Below are 22,810 nucleotides of genomic sequence, written 5' to 3' on the forward strand. Positions count from 1 at the left end.
TGCTCCAGGCGTGCTCAGTAGATGGGAAAGCGTTCGCACAGCGCGAAAATCTCGCGGCGCACGCGTTGTTCGGTTGCCGCATGGCCTTCCGGATGGTCGCGCAGCGCATCGAGCACGTCGACGATCAGCCGCCCGGTCTCGCGGAACTCGGCGACGCCGAAGCCGCGTGTCGTGCCCGCCGGCGTGCCGAGGCGAACGCCGGACGTGACGGTCGGCTTCTCGGTGTCGAACGGAATGCCGTTCTTGTTGCAGGTGATGCCCGCGCGTTCCAGCGCCTGCTCGACCTGATTGCCCTTGAGCCCCTTCGGACGCAAATCGACCAGCAGCAGATGGTTGTCGGTGCCGCCGGTGACCAGATCGACGCCGCCCGCCTTCAGCACCTCGCCCAGCGCCTGCGCGTTGGCGAGCACGTTGTTGATGTAAGTCTTGAAGCCCGGTTGCAGCGCCTCGCCGAAGGCGACCGCCTTACCGGCGATCACATGCATCAGCGGGCCGCCCTGCAAGCCGGGGAAGACCGCGGAATTGATCTTTTTGGCGATGTCTTCGTCATTCGTCAGGACAAAGCCGCCGCGCGGACCGCGCAAGGTCTTGTGCGTAGTGGACGTGACGACATGCGCGTGTTCGACCGGATTCTGATGGCGCCCCGCTGCAATCACGCCGGCGATGTGCGCCATATCCACCATCAGCTTCGCGCCGACGCCGTCCGCGATCGCGCGCAGCCGTGCGAAGTCCAGCGCGCGCGGGTAAGCCGAGAAGCCGGCGATCAGGAGCGCCGGTTTGTGTTGCTGCGCGAGTTCCTCGATCTGCTCGTAATCGATCAGCATCGTGTCGCGATTGACGCCGTACTGCACCGCGTTGAACCATTTGCCCGACAGCGCCGGCTTCGCGCCGTGGGTCAGGTGGCCGCCCGCGTCGAGCGACATGCCGAGCACCGTATCGCCGGGCTTGACCAGCGCGAGCATCACCGCACCGTTCGCCTGCGCGCCCGAATGCGGCTGCACGTTGGCGAACTTCGCGTTGAACAGCTGCTTGATCCGGTCGAGCGCCAGCGTTTCGATTACGTCGACGTATTCACAGCCGCCGTAGTAACGCTTGCCTGGATACCCTTCCGCATATTTGTTGGTCAGCACCGAGCCCTGCGCTTCGAGCACCGCGTGCGACACGATGTTTTCCGACGCGATCAATTCGACTTGCGACTGCTGGCGCTCCAGCTCTTTCAAAATAGCGCCGCGCACCGACGCATCGCGCGTGGCCAGCGATTCTTCAAAGAAAGGATTCGGGTTCGACATGGAAGGTCCGTGGGTTCAGGAAACAGGCGTTGACGGAGTGCCGGAAGCGGCCCTGAAGGCCCGCCAGTACCGGTCTGCATTGCATCTATTCTTGACGCTCGCCTCGCGCGTCAATTTACGAATTCAGACGCGTTCTTTGCCTTTTCCGCCATGCACGTCCTTTTTCCACAAGTCGGCGCTTCGTGTTCACGGCGACGATGATATTGCTGCACTGCAGCTGAACTTCATGCGCTGTTCGGGTGCGTCAGCGGGCGGCTGCGGCGCCGTTCTGGTGCCAGTTATTTAGCTATCCAAGCCGTTTGACGCGCAACTCAAGCGCAACCGAGGGTTTAGCCCGATGGCACGGTAGTTGCCCTAGTCCTCAAAATCAAAGGGTTCGCCGCGCCCCACGGCGACACGACATTACAGATTGAAGGATTCATTTCCCCCATGTCCACCGATCGCACTGCGGCGCTGTCGCACTTCGCGTTCATGCCGGTTCCCAACTTCACGATGATCGCGTTTACCAACGCGATCGAAGTGCTGCGCATGGCGAACTACCTGTCTGGACAGACGCTCTACCGCTGGTCGATCGTGAGTCCCGAAGGCGGGCCGGTGACGGCGAGCAACGGCCTGGCGGTCGACACCGGCCCGGTCGAATGCGTCGGCGTGCCCGATATCGTGTTCGTGGTCGGTGGCATCGACGTGCAGCGCGCGACCACGCCCGCCCATCTTTCCGCGTTGCGCCGCTTTGCCCGCATGGGCAGCGTGCTCGGCAGCCTGTGCACCGGCACTTATGCGCTGGCGCGCGCCGGTTTGCTGGCCGGCTACGCGTGTGCGATTCACTGGGAGAACATGTCGGCGCTGAAGGAGGAGTTTCCCGATACGCGCTTTCTGAAAGAACTGTTCGTGATCGATCGCGATCGCGTCACCTGCACGGGCGGCGTCGCGCCGCTCGACATGATGCTGAACCTGATCGCGCCGCGAGTCGGCACGGCGCGTATCACGCAGATCGCGGAGCAATTCATCGTCGAACACGTGCGCGATACGAGTGCGCAGCAGAAAATGCCGCTGGTGGCGCGGCTCGGCTCGGCCAACAAGTCGCTCTTCGAAGTGATCTCGCTGATGGAGAACAATATCGAGGAGCCGCTTTCACGCGAAGAACTCGCACGGCTGGCGGGCATGTCGCAACGGCAATTGCAGCGGCTGTTCCGCGAGCATCTCGGCATGACGCCGACGCATTACTATCTGACGTTGCGGCTGCGGCGCGCCCGCGAATTGCTGCTGCAGACCGACATGTCGATCATGCATATCACGATGGCCTGCGGTTTCCAGTCGGCCTGCCACTTCTCGAAGAGCTATCGCGACGCGTTCGGCACCGCGCCGACGCGCGAGCGCCGCAAGCGGGCGCCTTCCCTCGCCGCGCCGCCTGTCATGGCGGCGTGAGTCCAGGCCGCTGGGGCGGCTCGGGTCGTGTTGCCGTCGTCGTGGATATGCATGCGTTGAACGCGGGAAGCGCCCAACGCATGCATGATGCAACGGCTTGCGTCAGGCCGCCTTCAACAGCCCATGCGGATCGAGCACAAACTTACGTGGTGCGCCGCCGTCGAACTGCCGGTAACCTTCGGGCGCTTCGTCGAGCGACACGACAGTCACGTTCACGATATCCGCGATCGGCAGCCGGTCCCACAAAATGGCCTGCATCAGATTGTGGTTGTACTTCATCACCGGCGTCTGCCCGGTGTGGAACGAGTGCGACTTGGCCCAGCCGAGTCCGAAGCGGATGCTCAGGCTGCCTTTGCGCGCGGCGGCATCGGCGGAGCCCGGGTCGTCCGTCACGTAGAGGCCCGGAATGCCGATCGCACCGGCGGCCCGGGTGATTTCCATCAGCGAATTGAGCACCGTGGCCGGCGCTTCCTCGTGCTGGCCGCTGCTGCCGTGGCCGTGCGCTTCGAAGCCGACGCAGTCCACCGCGCAATCCACCTCGGGCTTGCCGAGGATTTGTTCGATCTGTTCGCCCAGCGTCGCATCCTTCGACAGGTCGATGGTCTGGAAACCCATCTTGCGGGCATGCGCGAGACGCGCCTCGTTCATGTCGCCGACGATCGTGCACGCCGCACCGAGCAGGCGCGCCGACGCGGCCGCAGCCATCCCCACCGGCCCCGCGCCTGCAATATAAACGGTGGCGCCGGGCTTGACGCCCGCCATGACCGCGCCGTGATAACCGGTCGGCAGAATGTCGGACAGACAGGTGAGATCGCGGATCTTTGCCATCGCCTGGGCGTGGTCGGGAAACTTCAGCAGATTGAAGTCGGCGTACGGCACCATCACGTACTCGGCCTGGCCGCCGATCCAGCCGCCCATGTCGACATATCCATAAGCACCGCCCGCCCGCGACGGATTCACGTTCAGACACACGCCGGTATGTTGTGCCTTGCAGGTCGGGCAGCGCCCGCAGGCAACGTTGAACGGCACCGACACCAGGTCGCCGATCGACAGCGTTTCGACGTCGCGGCCGATCTCGATCACCTCGCCGGTAATCTCGTGGCCGAGCACGAGGCCGACTTCGGCGGTCGTGCGGCCACGCACCATATGCTGGTCGGAGCCGCAAATATTCGTGCTCACCACCTTCAGAATCACCCCATGGCCGATCGCCCGGCCGCTCGGATCGACCATCTTCGGATAGTCGATCGACTGCACTTCCACCTTGCCCTGCCCTAGATACACGACGCCACGATTGCTGCTCATTGTTCGTCTCCATGTCTTGTGAGCGGCGCGCTTGATTCGACCTCGCCGACTTCGCGCGCCGTTCAACGAGCGTAGTGCCCGCCGCGACAAAGGACATGTATCGAACGCGACACCGGTTTGGCCGTAGCCGACACGCGCGGCGTAACCCTTGCGCACGTTGATGCAACCCGTTTTTTATTGATTGACCGTTCAATATAAAAAACCTAACATGCGCCATCGAACCCAGCTCGGCCTATCGCCTGTCACGCCATGCCCAAACTCGGAATGCGCGAAATCCGCCGCGCGCAATTGATCGACGCGACGCTCCTGACCATCGATCAGGCGGGTCTGGCCGGCGCGACGCTCGCCTCGGTCGCGCAGCGCGCGAGCATTTCCACCGGCATCGTCAGCCACTATTTCGGCGACAAGGACGGCTTGCTCGAAGCCACCATGCGTCACGTGTTGCGCCATCTGTGGCACGCCACCGCGCGCCGGCGCCGCGCGGCGAAGGCGGACCCGCGCTCGAAACTGCGCGCCGTGGTCGCGGCCAATTTCGACGCGGAGCAGACCAGCGGCCCGGTGATGAAGACGTGGCTCGCGTTCTGGTCCGAGAGCATGCACAAGCCGCAACTGCAGCGGCTGCAATACGTGAACACGCGCCGCCTGAACTCGAATCTGTGCGCGGATTTTTCGAAAGCGCTGCCGCGGCCTGCGGCGCGGCGCGCGGCCAGCGGCCTGGCCGCGCTGATCGACGGGTTATGGCTGCGCGGCGCGCTGTCCGGCGAGCCGTTCGACACCAAAGCAGCGCTGCGCGTGGCCAACGACTACATCGACCTGGTTCTCTCAGCACGCAACTGAATTTTTTCTTATCGGAAGGAGCACGCCATGCCGGCATTCGCAACGCAACGTCTCTATATAGGTGGCGCCTACGTCGACGCGACAGGCGGCGAAACCTTCGACACGCTCGACCCCGCCACCGGCGAAACGCTGGCGACGGTGCAGCAGGCCTCGGCGGCCGACATCGATCGCGCGGTGCAATCGGCGCGCGACGGTCAGCGCGCATGGGCGGCGTTGACTGCGATGCAGCGCTCGCGCATTCTGCGCCGCGCGGTCGATATCCTGCGCGAACGCAACGACGAACTCGCCGCGCTCGAAACGCGCGACACCGGCAAGCCGATCGCCGAAACCAAGGCGGTCGATATCGTCACCGGCGCGGACGTCATCGAGTATTACGCGGGGCTTGCCACCGCCATCGAGGGCCAGCAGATTCCGTTGCGGCCGTCGTCGTTCGTTTATACGCGGCGCGAACCGCTCGGCGTATGCGCGGGGATTGGCGCATGGAACTATCCGATCCAGATCGCGTGCTGGAAGTCGGCGCCCGCGCTGGCGGCCGGCAACGCGATGATCTTCAAACCGAGTGAAATCACGCCGCTGTCCGCGCTGAAACTCGCGGAGATTTACACCGAAGCCGGCGTGCCGGCCGGCGTGTTCAACGTCGTTCAGGGCGATGGACGCGTCGGCGCGATGCTCGCGGCACATCCGGACATCGCCAAGATCTCGTTCACCGGTGGCGTGGAAACGGGCAAGAAGGTGATGTCGCTCGCGGGCGCGTCGTCGCTCAAGGAAGTGACGATGGAACTGGGCGGCAAGTCGCCCCTGCTCGTCTTCGACGACGCCAACCTCGAGCGTGCCGCCGACATTGCGATGAGCGCCAACTTCTTCAGCTCCGGTCAGGTCTGCACCAACGGCACGCGCGTGTTCGTGCAGCGCAGCGTGCTCGAACGCTTCGAAGCGCTGGTGCTGGAGCGTGTGAAGCGCATTCGCGTCGGCGCGCCTACCGCTGCCGACACCAATTTCGGTCCGCTGGTGAGCGCCGCGCAATTGCAGAAGGTGCTCGGCTACATCGAAAGCGGCGTGCAGGAAGGCGCGCGGCTGGTGGCGGGTGGCAAGCGCATCGCCGAAGGCCACTTCGGCAACGGCCAATATGTCGAGCCGACGGTTTTCTCAGGCTGTCGTGACGACATGCGCATCGTGCGCGAAGAAATCTTCGGCCCCGTCATGAGCATCCTCGTGTTCGACGACGAAGACGAAGCGATCGCGCGCGCCAATCATACTGCCTACGGTCTCGCCGCCGGCGTCGTGACCGAGAACCTGGCGCGTGCGCATCGCGTGATTCATCAGCTCGAAGCCGGCATTTGCTGGATCAACACATGGGGCGAGTCGCCCGCGGAAATGCCGGTAGGCGGCTACAAACAATCGGGCGTCGGCCGCGAGAACGGCATCACGACGCTCGAACACTACACGCGCATCAAATCCGTGCAGGTCGAACTCGGCCCGTATCAACCGGTGTTCTAGGGAGCGATCGCGATGGCCTCGAACGAATACGACTACATCATCGTCGGCGCGGGCTCCGCGGGCAACGTGCTCGCCTCGCGCCTGAGCGAAGACGCCGACGTGACCGTGCTGCTGCTCGAAGCAGGCGGCCCCGATTACCGCTTCGACTTTCGCACGCAGATGCCCGCGGCGCTCGCGTATCCGCTGCAAGGGCGCCGCTATAACTGGGCGTACGAGACCGACCCCGAACCGCACATGAACAACCGGCGCATGGAATGCGGGCGCGGCAAGGGGCTTGGCGGTTCGTCGCTGATCAACGGCATGTGCTACATCCGCGGCAATGCGCTCGACTACGACAACTGGGCCACGCGCCAGGGTCTGGAAAACTGGACCTATCTGGATTGCCTGCCATACTTCCGCAAGGCCGAAACGCGCGACGTGGGCGCGAACGCGTATCACGGCGGCGACGGCCCGGTGCACGTGACGACGAGCAAACCCGGCAACAATCCGCTTTTCGCCGCGATGGTCGAAGCCGGTGTGCAGGCAGGCTTTCCACGCACCGAGGATCTGAACGGCTACCAGCAGGAAGGCTTCGGGCCGATGGATCGCACCGTCACCGCGAACGGCCGGCGCGCGAGCACCGCGCGCGGCTATCTGGATCGCGCAAAGACGCGGGCGAATCTGACCATCGTGACGCACGCCATGACCGATCGCGTGCTGTTCTCGGGCAAGCGGGCGATTGGCGTCGCGTATCTGCATCATGGCCATGCAGTGACTGCACAGGCGCGCCGCGAAGTGCTGGTGTGCAGCGGCGCGATCGCATCGCCGCAACTGCTGCAACGCTCGGGCGTAGGCCGCTCGACGTGGCTGCGCGAACTCGACATTCCGCTGGTGCACGACCTGCCCGGCGTCGGCGAAAACCTCCAGGACCATCTGGAGATGTACATCCAGTACGAATGCAAGGAGCCGGTGTCGCTATACCCGGCGTTGCAGTGGTGGAACCAGCCGGCGATCGGGCTCGAATGGATGCTGCATGGAACCGGGATCGGCGCGAGCAACCAGTTCGAAGCCGGCGGCTTCATCCGCACCCGCGACGACGATCTGTGGCCGAACATCCAGTATCACTTCCTGCCGGTCGCGATCAACTACAACGGTTCGAACGCGATCAGGATGCACGGCTTCCAGGCGCACGTCGGGTCGATGCGCTCGCCGAGCCGCGGCCGGGTGAAGCTCACGTCGCGCGATCCGGGCGCGCATCCGAGCATCCTGTTCAACTACATGTCCGATCCGCTCGACTGGCGCGAATTCCGCGACGGCATCCGGGTCACGCGCGAGATCATGCGCCAGCCGGCGCTCGACCGCTATCGCGGCCGCGAGCTGAACCCCGGCGCGGAATTGACGACCGACGAGCAACTCGACACCTTCGTGCGCATGCGGGCGGAGACGGCGTTTCATCCGTCGTGCTCGTGCAAGATGGGCTATGACGAGATGGCCGTCGTCGACAACGAGGGCCGTGTGCATGGACTCGACCGGCTACGCGTGGTGGATGCGTCGATCATGCCGCAGATCACCACCGGCAATCTGAATGCGCCGACCATCATGCTGGCCGAGAAGATCGCCGACCGGATTCGTGGCCGGCAAGCGCTGGCCCGGGTGGAGACGCCTTACTTTGTCGCTAACGGGGCAGTTGCGAGGACGCGGGCTCGCCCATCTCGTTGAGCATGATCTCTTCGCCGACAACGCGTCGCGACGACGCGGTGTATCACGTGCTGCCGTGTACAAGTTGCAATGCGATGTAAAAGTTCGCTAACTACGTAGCGCCTACACGTGTACGCGACGCGCCACTCCGCCCGCGCTACTTGTGAATTGCGCTGCGCACGGTTGTGACATCGCGCGTCGTGACGGGTGGCGCCGCGTTGCCCCATGTATTGCGGATGAACGTCAACACCTGAGCCATTTCCGCGCTAGTCAGCTTGTCCGCGAAGGACGGCATCTTGCGCGAGGGCGGCCCATTCTCCGTGCGCGGGCTCGCGCCGCCCTCGACCAGCAAACGTACGAGCGAGGTGGTCTGCGGCGCGAGTACGGCGGGATTGCCCGCGAGCCGCGGATATTTCTGCACGACACCTAACCCGTCCGACTGATGGCAACGCGCGCAATAGCTCTGGAAGATGCCGGCGCCCGGCCGCTCGACGTCGCCGGTGCGCAGCGCCTGCATGGTTTGCTGCGCGGCGCGTGAATGCATGTCGTAGAGTCCGGCCGGCTCGCGCGGCGGCAAGCTCTTCAGGTACGCGGCGATGGCGGCCAGGTCGTCGTCGCCCAGATACTGCGTGCTGTCTTCGACGACCTGAACCATGCTGCCGAACGCGACGAGCCCCCCACCGTGCCCGCTCCTCAGGAACGCTGCGATATCCTGTGCCGCCACGCGTCCGAGACCCGAGCCGGGGTCGCCGGTGAGGTTCGGCGCAAACCAGCGATCGTTGGTGCCGCCCGTCAGGTAAAGACGCGCATCGCCGTCGTAGCCGCGTTCCTCGTAGGCCGGACCGCGCGGCGTATGGCACGCGCCGCAATGGCCGAGCGATTGCACGAGGTAGGCGCCGCGATTCCACTGTGCGTCGCGCCCCGGCTGCGGCACGTATTGCCCGCTCGGCGCGAGCGCCCAGTCCCAGAACATCAGCGCCCAGCGCTGGCTGAACGGAAAAGGCAGGCGCGTCCGCGGCGCCGGTTGTGCGACCGGTATGACGCCACGCATGAAATACGCGTACAACGCGTGCATGTCGTCGTCGTTGATCTTCGCGAAGGACGGAAACGGCATCGCCGGATAGAGCCGCTTGCCGCCGGGCGCGATCCCCTCGCGCAGCGCTCGCGCAAAGTCGCCGTAGGTATAGCGGCCAATTCCATTGACGGGATCCGGCGTGATGTTGGACGAGTAGATCGTGCCGAACGGTGAGGCCATGCCCAGCCCGCCGGCGAAGGGAGCGGGCGGTGTCCTGCGGCCCGGTTGGCCACCGGTGGGCGCTGCGGTATGGCAGCCCGCGCAGTCGGCGGCTTTGGCCAGATACGCGCCACGGGCAATCAGTGCGGCATCCGGCGCGGCTTGCGCGGCGCCGGTAAGCGGCACGACCGGTTGGACCGCGCGAAGCGCCGCTGACCCGGCCAGCATTGCCGCGAAAGCCGCCGCACAACCCGCCGCACAACCCGCCGCCAGCACAGCATGCAGACGCTGCCTGCCGAGCCAGCCATTGAAGCGGCCACGCATGGCTCGGCGTGCGGATTTGCGCGCGTTCATCGTCACCACCGGCAAGGCGAAACGATCAGCACCGCGATATCGGTGGCGATCAGCGCGAACCCGAACAGGATGCTGCTCATCGCCCCCGCCCGTGCGAGAAAACCATCCAGCAGACCTGGTTCGCTGCTCGCACTGCCTGGCATTCCAGAACGAATCCGCCTGACGAACCGGACGTTGCGCCATGCAACGAAGGCACCCCAACAGCCAAGCGCCAGACAGACGAAATTGACCGCGAGAATGGCGGCATCCAGCCATGGCAAGGTCGGAGCCGTAAGCGGACGATCGCGGGGAAAGCAACTGTGTGCGGCCAACGTCTCGGTGATGCCCATCTGCACAACCCATGCGAACGGAGCGGCGAGCATGCCGATCAGCGCGTGCGAACCGGGCAGGCGGGGCGCGACAGCTGGCGTCGAGGACTGCGCCGGTGACGGTGCATCGGTTCTGGCGGGACTCATGACGGTTCCCGAAACAGATAGGGCGTCAGGTACAACGTAGTGAAGATAAACAACCACACCACATCGACGAAATGCCAGTACAGGCCGCCGATCGTCAGCGCAACGCAACGCCGCTCGTCGAAATAGCCAAACGCCGTCCACAACAACAGCAGGAACAGCACGACGATACCCACCGCGACGTGCATCATATGAAAGCCGGTGATCGTGAAGTAAAGCGAGCTGTACAGTTGCGCAGTTAGTCCGTATGGATGGTTATGCCATTCGCGAAACTGGATGCCGATGAACGTGACGCCGAGTACGACCGCCACACTCATCGATGCAACGCCCCGGCGCAGCCGTCTGCGCCGCACGCAGCGCTCGCAGAACCAGACGAAGCCGCTGCTCGACAACAGGATGCCGGTATTCAGAATGCCGAGGCCGAGCTCGGGCAACCCCTCCGGCGGCCATTGCTGACCTGTTTGCGCCGCAAGGTACAGATACGAAAAGATCAGATAGCCGAACAGCGACCCCTCGGTAACGATCAGCGTGAGGCAGCCCCACCATCCACCGGAGCGTTCGCCGGCACTGCCGACCGGCAGGGTGTATTCGCTACGTGCTGTGAGTTCGCCCATGTCAGTCTCCCGCATCGGTCACGGTCTGCGGCTCGCGCTGGATCAGCGCGCGTTCGGGCCACAACCACACTACGATGGTTGTTGCGCAAGCGAGCAGCGCCGCCGCCGTAAAGAACTCGGCGCGCAGCGCGAGTCCGGCGAACACGAGCGTCGCGAACAGGCCGAGCCAGAACGGCGCGTACGAGTCGTCGGGCATCTTCAGGATCACATCCGGCTTGCCTTCGAGCGCCGTGGTGCCGAGCGCCTCGCGGCCTTCGCCCAGCAGGAAACCCTCGTCGAGCTTCGAGCCGCGGCGCGGCGCCTCGCCGGCCGTACCCTCCTCCATCCGGCCTTCCCACAGCGGATGACGGCTCGCGACGAACGGCAGCACTGCGAAGTTATACGGTGGCGGCGGCGACGAAACGGACCATTCGAGCGTCGGCGCATCCCACGGGTTATCGCCTGCGATGGCGCCACGTTTGACGCTATAGAGCAGATCGACAAGAAAAATCAGCACGCCGAACGCGAACACGAACGAACCGAGCGAAGTCACCAGGTTCACGGTGTTCCAGCCCATGTCGGCCGGATAAGTATAGATACGCCTCGGCATGCCAAGCAGCCCGGCGATATGCATCGGAAAGAACGCGGCGTTAAAGCCGGCGAACATGACCCAGAAACCGAGCTTGCCGAGCCGCTCGCTCATCATCCTGCCGGTGAATTTCGGAAACCAGAAGTAGATGCCGCCAATCACCGGAAACACGTTGATGCCGAGCAGCACGTAGTGCAGATGCGCGACGACGAAATACGTATCGGTCAGTTGCCAGTCGAGCGGCACGGCGGCGGTCATCACGCCCGATACGCCGCCCACCACGAACAGGAGCACAAAACCGGCGAAGAACAGGAACGGCACGCGCATGACCGGCCTGCCCGTCCAGATCGTCGCGATCCATGCGAAGGTTGCGACCGCGCTAGGCACCGCGATCACCATGCTGGCCGCGCCAAAAAACGACAGTGCGAGCGCCGGGATGCCGGTCGCAAACATATGATGGATCCACACGACGAACCCCACCAGCATGGTCGCCACCGTGGAGAGCGCCACCGGCCCGTAGCCGACCAGCGGTCTGCGGCAGAACACCGGCAACGCATCCGAAACGATCCCCATCGCCGGCAGCACGACCGCATAGACCCATGGATGCGCAAAAATCCAGAACAGGTGCTGCCAGAGCAAAGGCCGCCCGCCGTTGAGCACGTCGAAGAAATGGGTACCCACGCGCCGGTCCAGCCACAGCAGAAAAAACGCCAGGCTCACCGACGGCACCGCCAGCAGGTTGGCACCCGATGCGGTCAACGTGCCCCACACCAGCACCGGCAGCCGGTCGAGCGACATGCCCGGCGCCCGCATCCGCAGCAGCGTGACGACGAAGTTGATCGAGCCGACGGTGGTCGAAATGCCCAGCAGCACCATTCCGAGCGCGTACACGTCGATGTTGGGTCCGGTGTCGTACTCCAGCCCGGATAGCGGCGCGTAGTTGAACCAGCCCGCATTCGGCGCTTCGCCCAGTGGAAAGCTCACATAGAGAAACAGGCCCGCGAACACGAACACCCAGTAAGAAAACGCATTGAGGCGCGGGAACGCCATATCGCGCGCGCCGAGAATCAGTGGCCACAGATAGTTCGAGAAGCCGGATAGTACGGGCAGCGCGTACAGGAAAATCATCGTCATGCCGTGCATCGTGAAGAGCTGGTTGTACTGTTCGGGCGTCAGCAGCGTCGCGTTGGGACGCGCCAGCTGCACGCGCATCAGCAGCGCTTCGATGCCGCCCGCCAGCAGGAACAGAAAGGCCGTCACCAGATAGCGCAGGCCGATGGTCTTGTGATCGACCGTCGAAAACCAGCCGCGCCAGCCCGGCCGCGCCTCCCACAGTTCCCGCAAGCGCGCTTCCTCAGCGCTGCCCGGTTCGATGCGGCCGATGCGCAGCGTGCGCGACAGGCGCAACGCCTCGGGTTGCGCTGAAGACACGGTGGTATCGGCCATCGGCTGAGCTCCTTCGTCAGTGCAACGTGGACAGATACGCGGACAACGCAGCGGCATCCGCTGCGCTCAGCGCGATGGACGGCATCAGCGAATCAGGCTTGATCCGTTGCGCATGCCTGATCCAGTCGAGCTGATGCCCGGGCGTATTGGTGAGCGCGCCGGCCGCCAGCAGGCGACGCGAATCCAGATGTGTCAGATCAGGCGCCTGGGTGCCCAGCGCATCGGTGCCGCGCACCGTGTGACACCCCGCGCAGCGCTCGCCGAAGAGCTTCTGTCCCGCGGTAGCGTCAGCGCCGCTCACCGGTTGCGCGGCCTGCCCCTGGGCGCGGCGCCACGCGTCGAAATCCTGGGCGCTTTGCGCGACCACCTCGAACGCCATGTGCGCATGCTGCGCGCCGCAGAACTGCGAACACTGGCCGCGATAGGTGCCGGGCCGGTCGGCCTCGATCCATTGCTGGTTGATCTGGCCAGGAATCGTCTGCGTCTTGCCGGCCAGTTGCGGCACCCAGAACGCGTGGACCACATCGGCGCTCTGCAATTCGATCTTCACCGGCTCGCCGACCGGAATATGGATTTCGTTGGCGGTCACGAAGTTGCGCGCCGGGTCGGGCGCGTCGCTGTAGGACACTTTCCACCACCAGTCGTACGCGGTGACAGTGATCGTCAGGTTCGGCTGCCGGGCGGGCGCCGCGACGGTTTCGAGGGTCATCAGCACGTAGGCAAGCGCCATGAACAGCACGACCGACGACACGCCCGTGCCGATGTAGATCCACGCAACCCCGCCGCTATCCGCATGCTGCGTGGCCGGATCGGCACCTGGCCGGCGGCGCACGATGGCAGCGAACAACAGCACCGCGACCAGCGACGACACCGCTACCGCCAGCGCGGTGAGCATCCAGCCGAGGTACATGGTCGGCGCCGCGGCAGGACCGGCCGCGTGCAGGAAATAGTTGAGCGGCGCGATGCCCGGTGCCGGTTGCGCGGCGGCAGAGGTTGCGTCTGACAACGTCGCGGCAAGCCATGCTGGCGCCGCCCACGCGCGCATTAAACGGCCGTCGCGCAATGCCGTCGCGAACCGTTGCCGTACCCGCATCTGTCCCATCTCCGTCAATCCTGGTGTCATCGCAGGCCACTCGAAAGGAGAACGTCCTGCGTGTGGGCGATAAGCAAAAAATGAGCCGCGCCGCAAATCGGCTTGCGAAAAACTCAAGGGCCTTGCAATCACGCCGGCGCGGGCACGTCAAATGCTTCCTACCTGTCGGTGTGCCGTGGGGCCGTTAGCCGGTGCGGAAGTGGGGCAGACCTATGTGCAATTGCGCGGCGCGCAGGCGCAACGGCAGATCGGCGCAAGCCTCGTCGAGCAGCAGAGCGGGATCGTGACGCTCACGCAAAGCCAGGCACGCGTGGGCCTCGCAAGCGAGCTCGACGTGAAAAGCGCGGCCGCGCAGCTCGCACAAACGCAGGCGCAGTTGCCGCAGTTCGATCAGCAGATCGCCCAGGCGCTAAACGCGCTGTCTTATCTACTCGGTGAACCGCCGGGTTCGCTCGCCGCCGAACTCTCGGCGCCCGCCGCCGTGCCGCCGGTGCTGCCCGCGGTGCCGGTCGGCCTGCCCGCGACGCTAGCGCGGCGGCGCCCGGACATCCGCCGCGCCGAGGCCAATCCGCACGCGGCAACGGCGAACGTCGGCGTGGCGGTCGCGCAGTTCTACCCAGACATCTCGCTCACCGGCGAGATCGGCACGCGCGCGACCCACGTGAGCGATCTATCGCGCTGGTCGCATCTGTTCTATTCGTTCGGTCCGAGCATTTCGCTGCCGGTGTTCGAAGGCGGCGCGCTGGTGTCGAACCTGCACCTGTCGCAGGCGGAGCAGGCCGAAGCGGCGCTCGACTATCGCAAGACCGTGCTGATGGCGCTGCGCGATGTCGACAACGCACTCGCGGTGTACCGTACCGATCAGGACCGCCGCGCCGCGCTCGATGCGGACGTCGCCGCGCAACAAACCGCTTTCGAACTGGCGCGCGACAGCTACCGCAAGGGACTTGTCACGTTCATCAACGTGCTCGATGCCGAGCGGCAACTCGCGCAGGCTCGTCAGCAAGACGCGCAGGGCACGATGCAGGTGAGTACCGATCTGGTTGCGCTCTACAAGGCGCTTGGCGGCGGCTGGCAGGACACGGCAACAGCGGTAGTGGCGCCGCGCGCGCCGTAGCTGCGCGGTCCACTGCCGCAGTCGCGTCACGCGTCGCCACTACCTGCCTCACTGCTGGGTGGACCGTGCGGGGGCAGCGGATCGCGGGAGACCGTCACAGGCAGACTGTCACAGCGTTCCGGGCGGCTCCGTGGGTATGCCCGAAGCGTCCGCATGCGCGTCTTCATCGTCGATCTCGGCTCGCGCCTGTTCCCAGTATTCCTCAGGTGTCCCCTTGGGCTCGGCCGCCTTTTCCCACAATTGGTAAGCCCTGGTCCTAATCCGTTCTTCCACCGACATATATTCCATGTTCGTGCTCCTCGTAAGCCCTAAAAAAGACCCGCTCCGGATTTGCGGAACTTGCTGTTTGCAACGGGTTGCGCGGCGGCAACCTGAAGCTTAGCAAGCGCTGTTCCTTGCCAGGACCAGGGCATGCTGCTGGCGGGCGCGGTCGCTTACTATGCTCTCCTCTCAATTGTTCCGCCCGAACAGGGACTTGCCACCCGTTGAACGCTTGAAGACAGCGGCGGCACGCCGTGCACGTTCGGCAACACGAACGCGATGCGCGCCGCGCGGAACAATTTTTGCTAAATGTCGTCGCATCCGGGATCACCACCAAAGCCCGCCTTTCATGCCCGAACACGCACGTCATCGGAACGCCCGGCCTGAGCGACAGGAGCACCGCTCAGGAACACCCGCGCTGGTCCTCGGCGCGCTCGGCGTGGTGTTCGGCGACATCGGCACCAGTCCGATCTATGCGTTGCGCCAAGGCGTGCTCGATGCCGGCGCTTCGAACGCGCAAATCGTCATGGGCGTGCTGTCGGCGATTGTCTGGGCCGTGCTGATCGTCGTCATGCTGAAGTATGTCTGCTATGTGATGCGCGCGGATAACGAGGGCGAAGGCGGCATCGTCGCGTTGAGCGCGCTCGTCGAAAGCGGCTACCAGCAGAACGGCAAGGCCGCGCCGCGCGCGCTGCTGCTGATCGGCCTGTTCGGCGCCGCGATGTTCTATGGCGATTCGATGGTGACGCCGGCGGTGTCGGTGCTATCCGCAGTGGAAGGCCTGCGGCAGATCAGCATGAAATTCGATCCGTTCGTCGTGCCGGCGGCGCTGGCGATCCTCGTCGCGCTGTTCGCGTTTCAACGACGCGGCACGGCAGTGGTCGGCCGCTGGTTCGGGCCGGTGATGAGCGTGTGGTTCCTCTGGCTGGCGGTGGTCGGCGCGTATCGCGTCGCGCAGCATCCGCAGGTGCTGCGCGCGTTGTCGCCGGGCTGGGCGATGGCGCTCGCGCTGTCGCGGCCCGGCATTGCGTTCGTGATCCTAGGCGCGGTGGTTCTCGCATTGACGGGCGCCGAAGCGCTCTATGCGGACATCGGCCATTTCGGCCGCAAGCCGATCCGCATTGCGTGGCTCGCGGTCGTGCTTCCGTCGATCATCATCGGCTACTTCGGGCAGGGGGCGACACTATTGTTCCAACCCGGCTCGGCGCAGCAGCCGTTCTTCTATGCGGCACCGGGCTGGGCACTCGTGCCCACTGTCGTGCTGGCGCTGCTCGCCACGGTCATCGCGTCGCAAGCGGTCATTTCAGGCGCTTTCTCGATGACGAGCCAGGCCATCGAACTCGATTTCCTGCCGCGCTTGCGGTTCATCGAAACGTCTCGTGAGCAGCGCGGCCAGGTGTATGTTCCGGCGGTCAATGCGATCCTCTTCGCAGCGGTCATGTTCCTTGTCGTCACGTTTCGCAGCTCGGAGCGGCTCACGTCCGCATACGGCATCGCCGTTGGCTTGACAATGCTGATCACCACGATCCAGATGATCGCGCTGTCGCGCATCGTCTGGCATTGGCCGAGGCTGGCGGTGGCAGCGGTCAGCGTGCCGCTCCTGATCGTCGACGGCACACTGGTCGCGGCGAATCTGCCGAAGATTCCCCACGGGGGATGGTTTCCCGTCACTGTCGGCGGTGTGCTGTTCGTGCTGATGAGCACGTGGCGGTACGGCCGGCGAACCGCGCGGCGGCGCGCGGACGCCACACAATCGTTGCAGGCGTTCCTGCATGAAGCGCTTGGCGGAGCAGAGCCGCCCGCCCGGGTGCGCGGCACCGCCGTCTACCCCGGCAATCTGCCTGACCGGACGCCTGCGGCGCTGCGCAGCAACGTGCGCCATAACGGCGTCCTGCATCAGACCTCGATCTTTTTTACGGACTTGCCGGAGTCGGCGCCGCGTGTCGACGATAAAACACGCATCGAAACGCGCGACCTGGGACACGGCTGTTATGAAGTCGTGGCGCGGCACGGCTTCGTCGAGCGGCCGAATCTGCCGCGCTTGCTGGAATCGCTGAACGGCCGGCTCGGTGACTGGCGTTTCGATGCGAAGCACACGACGTTCTTCCTGCCGCGTGACGAAATCATCAAGAGCGAAGCGCACGACGCGCCGTACGGCTGGCGCGAAGCGCTGTTTGCACAAATGTCGTTTCACTCGACGTCGAGCGCGGAGTACTACGGCCTGCGCGCGGAGGACGTCGTCGAGCTGGGGGTGCAGGTTGCGCTGTAGCGTGCGACGCCCGACCCACTTCGCGCCCCAGGTGAAAGCCTGATGCGACGCGGGAATTCTGCTCGAAAGCTGAAGAAAATAAGCGGGTACATTCATTGCTGGCAGGTGGACTGTGTGCACCCGATACGGTGCCGTCGGACGCCACGGATACGGCGTCATACGTGACGTCGGGCGCGGCACGGCGTATGCGTGAAGCCGTGCTCGCCATCCGTTTGTGGAGACTGCAATGACCCAAACCGTCGGTGACTTTATTGTAGAAAGACTGCACGCGTGGGGCGTGCGACGAATTTACGGGTACCCGGGAGACGGCATCAATGGCGTGTTCGGGGCAATGAACCGGGCGCAGGGCAAGATCGAATTCGTGCAGGCGCGCCACGAGGAAATGGCCGCATTCATGGCCTCGGCGCACGCGAAGTTCACCGGCGAACTGGGTGTTTGCATGGCAACTTCAGGACCGGGTGCCTCGCATCTGATCACCGGACTTTACGACGCCCGCATGGACCATATGCCAGTACTGGCGATTGCTGGACAGCAGGCGCGCGCCGCACTCGCTGGCCACTACCAGCAGGAACTGGATCTGGTGTCGATGTTCAAGGACGTCGCCGGCGCGTTCGTGGAGCAGGCAAGCGTGCCTTCGCAAGTCCGGCATCTGGTGGATCGCGCGGTACGTACCGCGCTCTCGGAACGCACGGTCACGGCAATCGTGCTGCCCAACGATCTACAGGATCTGGCCTACGAAGCGCCGGGCCGCAAACACGGCACCCTGCATTCGGGCGTCGGCTATCGCGCCCCGCGACTCGTCCCTTACCCCGACGATCTGCAGCAGGCCGCCGACGTGCTCAACGCCGGCAAGAAAGTCGCCATTCTGATCGGTGCAGGTGCGCTGCACGCCACGGATGAAGTCATCGCCGTAGCGGAAAAACTCGGCGCGGGCGTTGCCAAAGCGCTGCTTGGAAAGGCCGCTTTGCCGGATGATTTGCCTTGGGTCACCGGGTCGATCGGACTGCTCGGCACAAAGCCCAGCTATGACCTGATGAGCGAGTGCGACACGCTGCTGATGATCGGCTCGGGTTTTCCATACTCTGAATTTCTGCCTAAAGAAGGCGCCGCCCGCGGGGTGCAGGTCGACCTCAAGGCCGACATGCTGAGCTTGCGTTATCCGATGGAAGTCAACCTGGTGGGCGACAGCGTCGAGACGCTGCGCGCGTTGCTGCCGTTGCTCGAGCAGAAACAGGACCGCACGTGGCGCAAGAAGATCGAGGGTTGGACTGCCGACTGGTGGAAGACGCTCGACAGGCGTGCGCATGAGACCGGCAAGAACGGCATGAACCCTCAGCGCAGTGTGTGGGAGCTATCCCCGCGCATACCGGCTAATGCAATCGTGACAAGCGACTCCGGCTCATGCGCGAACTGGTACGCACGCGACCTGAAAGTACAGCGCGGCATGATGTGCTCGCTGTCAGGCGGTCTTGCCTCGATGGGCGCGGCGGTGCCGTATGCGATCGCCGCAAAATTCGCGTACCCCGAGCGGCCTGTCATCGCGCTAATCGGCGATGGTGCGATGCAGATGAACAACATGGCGGAACTCATCACGGTGGCCAAATACTGGAAACATTGGGCCAGTCCGCGCTGGATCTGCATGGTGCTCAACAACGGCGATCTGAATCAGGTGACGTGGGAGCAACGTGCGATGGAAGGCGATCCGAAGTTCGAGGCGTCGCAGGATATTCCGTCCGTGCCGTTTCATCGATTTGCGGAACTGATCGGCCTGAAGGGCATTTACGTCGACGACGCCGAACGCATGGGCGCAGCCTGGGACGAGGCGCTCGCGTCGGACCGGCCAGTGGTTATCGATGTAAAGGCCGATCCGGATATTCCGCCGCTACCGCCGCATATCACGCTGGCGCAAGCAAAAGCATTCGCGTCGACGCTAATCAAGCGCGATCCGAACGAAGCCAACGTTATCGTCGAAACGGCGAAGCAGGTGCTCGACGCGGTATTGCCGGGGCATCGCGACAAATGACGCCGCGTTCGAATTCAGGCACCGCGATGCGCAGCGCTATCTGATCCAATGAACGGAGCGATCTGGCGAATGGGTTCTCAACGTCTTCTCGGTCTGGTTTGCGCCGCGGCGGGTGCGGCCGCGCTCACCGCGGTCGCTTCGCGCAATGCAACCGCGCCCCTCAAGGCAGCCACGCAACGCCTCCCTTCCACTACACGCCCCTCTGCTCGCGTGGCGCACGCGCGGCAGCATGCGCCACGCGAACTGACCCACGTCGCCGCCGCGCGCTCGCTCAATCATGGCTCGGCCCTACTCGCCCTCTCCGTGCTCGCCGATAGCGCGATGGAACACTATCGCGGCTCATTCGACAATCCCGCGATGTATGCGCCGCTCGTCTCGTCGGCACTCTCGCTGCTCGCGGGTCTGCACGGCGGCGATCCGGTTTCTCGCCAGCACGCTCTTCGGCACGCGGTCTATCTGACGGCGGCTATCGCCGGCGTATCGGGCACCGCGTTCCATGTCTACAACGTCATCAAACGTCCCGGCGGCTGGAGCTGGAACAACCTGTTTCATGCCGCGCCGATCGGCGCGCCCATGGCGTTGCTGCTCTCGGGCGCGCTGGGCGCGGCCGCGGAACGTCTGCGCGACCAACCCTCCGTCGCCCCGCAATTGTTCGGCATGCCCGCCGGACGCGCACTCGGCCTGCTCGTGGCGGCCGGTCTTGCCGGCACGATCGCCGAGGTCGGGCTGCTGCATTTTCGCGGCGCCTTCCAGAACCCGGTCATGTACGCACCCGTCAGCCTGCCGCCCGTCGCGGCCGCGTTGCTCGTACAAGCCGCGCTCGGCGCGCCGCGCGAACGGTGGTTCACGCGGCTATGGCTACGAGTCACCGCGGCACTCGGCTTTATCGGCGTTGGTTTCCACGCGCGCGGCATTGCCCGCAATCAGGGCGGTTGGCGCAATTGGAGCCAGAATCTTTTCAACGGGCCGCCCTTGCCCGCGCCGCCCGGTTTTTCAGCTTTGGCAATGGCCGGTCTTGCGGCGCTGCGCCTGCGGGAGACAGAAAAATGACCCGCCCCAGAAGCACTCGCTATCCCGACTACGACGTGCTGAACAAACGCGGTACGCCGTCGTGGGACAACGCCACGCGCGCGGTCATTGACGAACGTCTCGCCACACCGCATGAGCCGCAATTTTTCAACGCCGTGCAATGGCTTGCCGCGGTTCATCTGTGCCGCTGCATCGTGCCGCAAGCGGACGCCGAGCCGGTGGTGCCGCTCGCGGCCCTACTCGACGCGAAGCTCGCGGAAAACGCCGGCGACGGCTATCGTGACGCGCGCCTGCCGCCGATCCGCGACGCCTGGCGCATCGGCCTCGCCGCGCTCGATGCGGAAAGCCGCTCGCAGTTCGACTTGCCGTTCCCGAACCTGGAAAAGCCCGTTCAGCACGCGCTGCTCGAACAGATGCAGCGAGGCGACATGCATCACGACGCATGGCAACGCATGTCGGCGAAGCTTTTTTTCAGCAAGCGCCTGCTGCACGATATTTGCAGCGTGTACTACTCGCATCCCCACGCATGGAGCGAAATGGGCTTCGGCGGGCCGGCGAATCCGCGTGGTTATGTGCGCATGTATTTCGACCGGCGCGATCCGTGGGAGGCGGCCGAGGCACGTCCCGGTGTCGAAGATAAAGCGCGCAGGGAGAATCGCCGTGCTCGATGACGCCCTGCATCATCCGCGCGGCAAGGACGGACGCGCCCCGGACGTATTCCGCGCTGGCGCATGGGTGCCGATGCGCGAGTATCGCAACGACGAGGAAGTCGACTTTGCGATTGTCGGCAGCGGCGCGGGCGGCGGCACGCTGGCGTGCCGCCTCGCCGAACAGGGCCTCAAGGTAGTCGCGTTCGATGCGGGCGCGTGGTGGCGTCCGCTTGAAGAGTTCGCTTCGGACGAAACGCACCAGGCCAAACTGTTCTGGAGCGACGAGCGCATCTGCGACGGCGACAATCCGCTGCAACTCGGCAACAACAATAGCGGCAAGGCCGTGGGCGGCAGCACGGTGCACTTCGCCATGGTGTCGCTGCGCTTTCGTCCCGAGTGGTTCAAATCGCGCAGCGTACTCGGCTACGGGGCGGACTGGCCGCTCGATTGGCGCGACATGTGGCGCTACTACGCGCAGGTCGAGGAGGCGTTGAAGATATCCGGGCCCGTCACCTATCCATGGGGGCCGCCCCGGCCGCGCTACCCGTACCGCGCGCATGAATTGAATGCCGCGGCGCTGGTGCTCGCGCGCGGCGCCGAGGCAATGGGCATCCGCTGGACCGCGACGCCGCTCGCCACCCTGTCCGCGCCGCGCGGACTCGCGCACCCTTGCGTGTATCGCGGCTTTTGCATATCCGGTTGTGCAACCAACGCCAAGCAAAGCGTGCTGGTCACGTGGATTCCGCGTGCGTTGCAGGCGGGCGCCGAGATCCGCGATCTCGCCATGGTCGGCCGGATCGCGACGAACGCCGCCGGCCGCGTGAACGGAGTCGACTATCTGCGCGAAGGACGCTGGCAGTTTCAGCGCGCCAAAAACGTGGTGGTGGCCGGCTATGCGATCGAAACACCACGCCTGTTGCTGATGTCGGCAACGAGCCAGTATCCCGACGGTCTCGCGAACAGCTCGGGGCTAGTCGGCAAGAACCTGATGGCGCAGTCGAACCAGGCGGTCTACGGCACGCTGGACGAAGAAATCCGCTGGTACAAGGGGCCGCCTTCGCTCGCCATCACCGAGCATTGGAACTACGCCGACGCGGGCAAGGATTTTTTTGGCGGCTATGCGTACATGAGCCAGGGTCCGCTGCCGCGAGTGTGGGTTGCGGCACAAAACAAGCGCGGCCTATGGGGCGACGCGCTGGCTCGCGAGATGCAGAAGTACAACCATCAGGCGGGGCTGAAGATCGTCGGCGAAATGCTGCCGCAGGAGCGCAACCGCGTGACGCTTGCCGACGAGAACGATCAGTACGGACTACCGATTGCCCGTGTGACGTACTCATGGTGCGATAACGACAAGCGCCTGATCGCGCATTCGCTTAACTTCATGGAGCAGGCGCTCGCCGCGGCCGGCGGCTGCGACATCTGGCGCGAAACCGACGACACCTGCCATCTGAACGGCACGGCGCGCATGGGTCACGATCCGGCAACAAGCGTCGTCAATGCCGACTGCCGAAGCTGGGATATCCGTAATCTCTGGATTTGCGACGGTTCGGTGTTCCCGACCGTGGGCGGTGTGAATCCGTCGCTGACGATCCAGGCGATTGCCTGCCGCACAGCGGACCGCATCGCGGCGCTCGCCGCGCGCGGCGAACTGTAGCGCGAATCCGCAATCCGCA

18 protein-coding genes and 1 pseudogene are annotated in these 22,810 nt (G+C 64.7%); 11 read left to right on the forward strand and 8 right to left on the reverse strand.

Annotated features, from left to right (window positions below; all coding sequences use genetic code 11):
* Positions 1 to 14 precede the first annotated feature (14 nt).
* Positions 15 to 1,289: a serine hydroxymethyltransferase gene (locus SB772_RS03770; protein ID WP_410831945.1), complete on the reverse strand. Its 1,275-nt coding sequence runs from the start codon at positions 1,287 to 1,289 to the stop codon at positions 15 to 17.
* On the opposite strand from SB772_RS03770, the gene SB772_RS03775 reads away from it, so the two are divergent.
* Together SB772_RS03775 and SB772_RS03780 are read left to right on the forward strand one after the other, a co-directional pair.
* Positions 1,288 to 1,575, forward strand: coding sequence for a hypothetical protein (locus SB772_RS03775; protein WP_410831946.1), 288 nt, complete (start codon positions 1,288 to 1,290; stop codon positions 1,573 to 1,575). The genes SB772_RS03770 and SB772_RS03775 overlap by 2 nt on opposite strands.
* A gap of 143 nt (positions 1,576 to 1,718) precedes the next feature.
* Positions 1,719 to 2,714: a GlxA family transcriptional regulator gene (locus SB772_RS03780; RefSeq protein ID WP_410831947.1), complete on the forward strand. Its 996-nt coding sequence runs from the start codon at positions 1,719 to 1,721 to the stop codon at positions 2,712 to 2,714.
* A gap of 102 nt (positions 2,715 to 2,816) precedes the next feature.
* On the opposite strand, the gene fdhA is transcribed toward SB772_RS03780, so the two are convergent.
* Positions 2,817 to 4,016, reverse strand: coding sequence for a formaldehyde dehydrogenase, glutathione-independent (fdhA, locus tag SB772_RS03785; protein ID WP_410831948.1), 1,200 nt, complete (start codon positions 4,014 to 4,016; stop codon positions 2,817 to 2,819).
* Positions 4,017 to 4,265: 249 nt separating this feature from the next.
* On the opposite strand from fdhA, the gene betI reads away from it, so the two are divergent.
* Genes betI through betA form a run of 3 tightly spaced genes read left to right on the forward strand, consistent with a single transcriptional unit; the run spans position 4,266 to position 8,048 of the window.
* Positions 4,266 to 4,853: a transcriptional regulator BetI gene (betI, locus tag SB772_RS03790; protein ID WP_410831949.1), complete on the forward strand. Its 588-nt coding sequence runs from the start codon at positions 4,266 to 4,268 to the stop codon at positions 4,851 to 4,853.
* Positions 4,854 to 4,880: 27 nt separating this feature from the next.
* Positions 4,881 to 6,350: a betaine-aldehyde dehydrogenase gene (gene betB, locus SB772_RS03795; protein ID WP_410831950.1), complete on the forward strand. Its 1,470-nt coding sequence runs from the start codon at positions 4,881 to 4,883 to the stop codon at positions 6,348 to 6,350.
* Between the two features lie 12 nt (positions 6,351 to 6,362).
* Positions 6,363 to 8,048: a choline dehydrogenase gene (gene betA, locus SB772_RS03800; protein ID WP_410831951.1), complete on the forward strand. Its 1,686-nt coding sequence runs from the start codon at positions 6,363 to 6,365 to the stop codon at positions 8,046 to 8,048.
* 136 nt (positions 8,049 to 8,184) lie between these two features.
* Here the strand turns inward: betA and SB772_RS03805 are convergent, their stop codons facing one another.
* From SB772_RS03805 to coxB, 5 genes are all read right to left on the reverse strand, one after another.
* On the reverse strand, positions 8,185 to 9,489 hold the full coding sequence (locus SB772_RS03805; protein WP_410832246.1) for a c-type cytochrome: 1,305 nt from the start codon (positions 9,487 to 9,489) through the stop codon (positions 8,185 to 8,187).
* A gap of 128 nt (positions 9,490 to 9,617) precedes the next feature.
* Positions 9,618 to 10,070 (reverse strand): hypothetical protein, encoded by a 453-nt coding sequence (locus tag SB772_RS03810; RefSeq protein WP_410831952.1) that lies wholly within the window; start codon positions 10,068 to 10,070, stop codon positions 9,618 to 9,620.
* Positions 10,067 to 10,681 (reverse strand): heme-copper oxidase subunit III, encoded by a 615-nt coding sequence (locus SB772_RS03815; RefSeq protein WP_410831953.1) that lies wholly within the window; start codon positions 10,679 to 10,681, stop codon positions 10,067 to 10,069. Before SB772_RS03815 ends, SB772_RS03810 begins: the two co-directional genes overlap by 4 nt.
* A 1-nt stretch (position 10,682) precedes the next feature.
* Positions 10,683 to 12,695: a cytochrome c oxidase subunit I gene (ctaD, locus tag SB772_RS03820; protein ID WP_410831954.1), complete on the reverse strand. Its 2,013-nt coding sequence runs from the start codon at positions 12,693 to 12,695 to the stop codon at positions 10,683 to 10,685.
* Positions 12,696 to 12,711: 16 nt separating this feature from the next.
* Positions 12,712 to 13,788 carry a cytochrome c oxidase subunit II gene (gene coxB, locus SB772_RS03825; RefSeq protein ID WP_410831955.1) on the reverse strand — a complete coding sequence of 359 codons (1,077 nt, stop codon included), beginning with the start codon at positions 13,786 to 13,788 and terminating at the stop codon, positions 12,712 to 12,714.
* Between the two features lie 193 nt (positions 13,789 to 13,981).
* Between coxB and SB772_RS03830 the strand changes: the two are divergent.
* Positions 13,982 to 14,905 (forward strand): annotated as a pseudogene (locus SB772_RS03830) (efflux transporter outer membrane subunit); the annotation flags it as partial.
* Positions 14,906 to 15,013: 108 nt separating this feature from the next.
* Here SB772_RS03830 and SB772_RS03835 read toward each other — a convergent pair.
* Positions 15,014 to 15,193, reverse strand: a complete 180-nt coding sequence (locus tag SB772_RS03835) for a DUF2934 domain-containing protein (RefSeq protein WP_410831956.1) — start codon at positions 15,191 to 15,193, stop codon at positions 15,014 to 15,016.
* A gap of 322 nt (positions 15,194 to 15,515) precedes the next feature.
* On the opposite strand from SB772_RS03835, the gene SB772_RS03840 reads away from it, so the two are divergent.
* From SB772_RS03840 to SB772_RS03860, 5 genes are all read left to right on the forward strand, one after another.
* Positions 15,516 to 17,435 (forward strand): potassium transporter Kup, encoded by a 1,920-nt coding sequence (locus tag SB772_RS03840; RefSeq protein WP_410831957.1) that lies wholly within the window; start codon positions 15,516 to 15,518, stop codon positions 17,433 to 17,435.
* Between the two features lie 226 nt (positions 17,436 to 17,661).
* Positions 17,662 to 19,458, forward strand: a complete 1,797-nt coding sequence (locus SB772_RS03845) for a thiamine pyrophosphate-requiring protein (RefSeq protein WP_410831958.1) — start codon at positions 17,662 to 17,664, stop codon at positions 19,456 to 19,458.
* 69 nt (positions 19,459 to 19,527) lie between these two features.
* A complete protein-coding gene (locus SB772_RS03850) occupies positions 19,528 to 20,508 on the forward strand; it encodes a hypothetical protein (RefSeq protein ID WP_410831959.1) in 981 nt (326 codons plus the stop codon).
* Complete coding sequence (locus tag SB772_RS03855) at positions 20,505 to 21,158, forward strand: gluconate 2-dehydrogenase subunit 3 family protein (protein ID WP_410831960.1); 654 nt, start codon at positions 20,505 to 20,507, stop codon at positions 21,156 to 21,158. Before SB772_RS03850 ends, SB772_RS03855 begins: the two co-directional genes overlap by 4 nt.
* Positions 21,148 to 22,791: a GMC family oxidoreductase gene (locus tag SB772_RS03860; protein ID WP_410831961.1), complete on the forward strand. Its 1,644-nt coding sequence runs from the start codon at positions 21,148 to 21,150 to the stop codon at positions 22,789 to 22,791. The genes SB772_RS03855 and SB772_RS03860 overlap by 11 nt, the downstream gene beginning before the upstream one ends.
* Positions 22,792 to 22,810 lie beyond the last annotated feature (19 nt).

It is taken from the genome of Paraburkholderia sp. SIMBA_030 (assembly GCF_046535245.1).
Taxonomy (GTDB): Bacteria; Pseudomonadota; Gammaproteobacteria; order Burkholderiales; family Burkholderiaceae; genus Paraburkholderia.

Excerpts from the sequence above, each read along its gene's own strand:
- SB772_RS03835 (WP_410831956.1), bottom strand. The coding sequence starts at position 15,193 with ATGGAATATATGTCGGTGGAAGAACGGATTAGGACCAGGGCTTACCAA.
- fdhA (WP_410831948.1), bottom strand. The coding sequence starts at position 4,016 with ATGAGCAGCAATCGTGGCGTCGTGTATCTAGGGCAGGGCAAGGTGGAA.
- SB772_RS03810 (WP_410831952.1), bottom strand. The coding sequence starts at position 10,070 with ATGAGTCCCGCCAGAACCGATGCACCGTCACCGGCGCAGTCCTCGACG.
- betA (WP_410831951.1), top strand. The coding sequence starts at position 6,363 with ATGGCCTCGAACGAATACGACTACATCATCGTCGGCGCGGGCTCCGCG.
- betB (WP_410831950.1), top strand. The coding sequence starts at position 4,881 with ATGCCGGCATTCGCAACGCAACGTCTCTATATAGGTGGCGCCTACGTC.
- ctaD (WP_410831954.1), bottom strand. The coding sequence starts at position 12,695 with ATGGCCGATACCACCGTGTCTTCAGCGCAACCCGAGGCGTTGCGCCTG.
- SB772_RS03805 (WP_410832246.1), bottom strand. The coding sequence starts at position 9,489 with ATGCTGGCCGGGTCAGCGGCGCTTCGCGCGGTCCAACCGGTCGTGCCG.
- SB772_RS03780 (WP_410831947.1), top strand. The coding sequence starts at position 1,719 with ATGTCCACCGATCGCACTGCGGCGCTGTCGCACTTCGCGTTCATGCCG.
- coxB (WP_410831955.1), bottom strand. The coding sequence starts at position 13,788 with ATGCGGGTACGGCAACGGTTCGCGACGGCATTGCGCGACGGCCGTTTA.
- SB772_RS03850 (WP_410831959.1), top strand. The coding sequence starts at position 19,528 with ATGGGTTCTCAACGTCTTCTCGGTCTGGTTTGCGCCGCGGCGGGTGCG.
- SB772_RS03845 (WP_410831958.1), top strand. The coding sequence starts at position 17,662 with ATGACCCAAACCGTCGGTGACTTTATTGTAGAAAGACTGCACGCGTGG.
- SB772_RS03770 (WP_410831945.1), bottom strand. The coding sequence starts at position 1,289 with ATGTCGAACCCGAATCCTTTCTTTGAAGAATCGCTGGCCACGCGCGAT.
- SB772_RS03775 (WP_410831946.1), top strand. The coding sequence starts at position 1,288 with ATGGAAGGTCCGTGGGTTCAGGAAACAGGCGTTGACGGAGTGCCGGAA.
- SB772_RS03855 (WP_410831960.1), top strand. The coding sequence starts at position 20,505 with ATGACCCGCCCCAGAAGCACTCGCTATCCCGACTACGACGTGCTGAAC.
- betI (WP_410831949.1), top strand. The coding sequence starts at position 4,266 with ATGCCCAAACTCGGAATGCGCGAAATCCGCCGCGCGCAATTGATCGAC.
- SB772_RS03840 (WP_410831957.1), top strand. The coding sequence starts at position 15,516 with ATGCCCGAACACGCACGTCATCGGAACGCCCGGCCTGAGCGACAGGAG.
- SB772_RS03815 (WP_410831953.1), bottom strand. The coding sequence starts at position 10,681 with ATGGGCGAACTCACAGCACGTAGCGAATACACCCTGCCGGTCGGCAGT.